The organism is Acidiplasma cupricumulans, from assembly GCF_001402935.1.
Lineage (GTDB): Archaea > Thermoplasmatota > Thermoplasmata > Thermoplasmatales > Thermoplasmataceae > Acidiplasma > Acidiplasma aeolicum.
On the sequence record NZ_LKBH01000164.1, the window covers coordinates 1 to 1,022 of the forward strand.

Annotated in this window: 1 protein-coding gene; it reads left to right on the top strand. The window is 27.6% G+C overall.

Annotation, left to right across the window (positions count from 1 at the left end):
• On the top strand, window positions 1-977 hold a 977-nt coding region (locus tag AOG55_RS04535; RefSeq protein WP_055040959.1), incomplete at its 5' end, for a DMT family transporter.
• Window positions 978-1,022: the final 45 nt, after the last annotated feature.

Here is a 1,022-nt window from a genome sequence, read left to right on the forward strand (position 1 = left end):
TAAATTTTAATTCTTATTACATAATTCAGAGTTTGGATTTTTTAGCTACTAAAAATTTATATATTTATCTTATATGGCAACTTGGTGGTTTAATCGATTATAATAATTCTAAAAAGGGTCTTATAGAAATATTATCGTCAACTGTAATATGGGGTTCCATACCTGTTTTTGCCATCTGGTCAATGCTCCCATCACCCGTTTTTGTTTTCTTTAGAGTTTTAATATCATTTCTGTTATTATCAATAATATTAAGGAAGAATCTGATAAAAATATTAAAGAAATTATCCAATTTTTATGTAATTTTATCCGGTATATTAATATCATTAAACTGGGTTTTTTTATTTTATGCAGTTTTTATGATCCCTGTTTCAGAGGCAATAATATTTTATTATACTGGCCCGGTTATAGCCATATTATTCTCACCATTTTTGAAGGAAAAAATAAATAATGGTGGGTTATTGAATATTTTTGTATCCTTCACAGGAATAATAATAATGTCACTGGGGTCATTGAATTTAAATATAATTGGCATAATATTGGCATTGCTATCTGGGATAACATACGGTTTATTATCTGTAACAAGCAAATTTTCCTCCAGATATGTAAATTCAATAGATTTGGTGTTTCTGCAGTCGGTAATATCAGCAATAATATTATTACCGTTTTTATTTATAACCAAATTCATAATAAACTATGATGTAATAATAATTATAATAATATCAGGATCCGTGCAGACTGTCCTTGCATTATTTTTATGGTATGATTCATTAAAAAATTTAAACATACAAATAGTTTCAATACTGAGCTATCTTGATCCTGTTTTTGCAATAATATTTGCACTGATATTATTAGGGCAGATACCGTCATTGTATACAATAATAGGAGGCTTGCTATTAATAGGCAGTGGAATAATAACCACTGGCAGTACCATCAGAAGATACAATGTAAAATCGTTTAATGTCATGGATAGGCCATAAATATAATTTAAAGTCCAATTAAGAGCAGTTAATTTATACATTTAA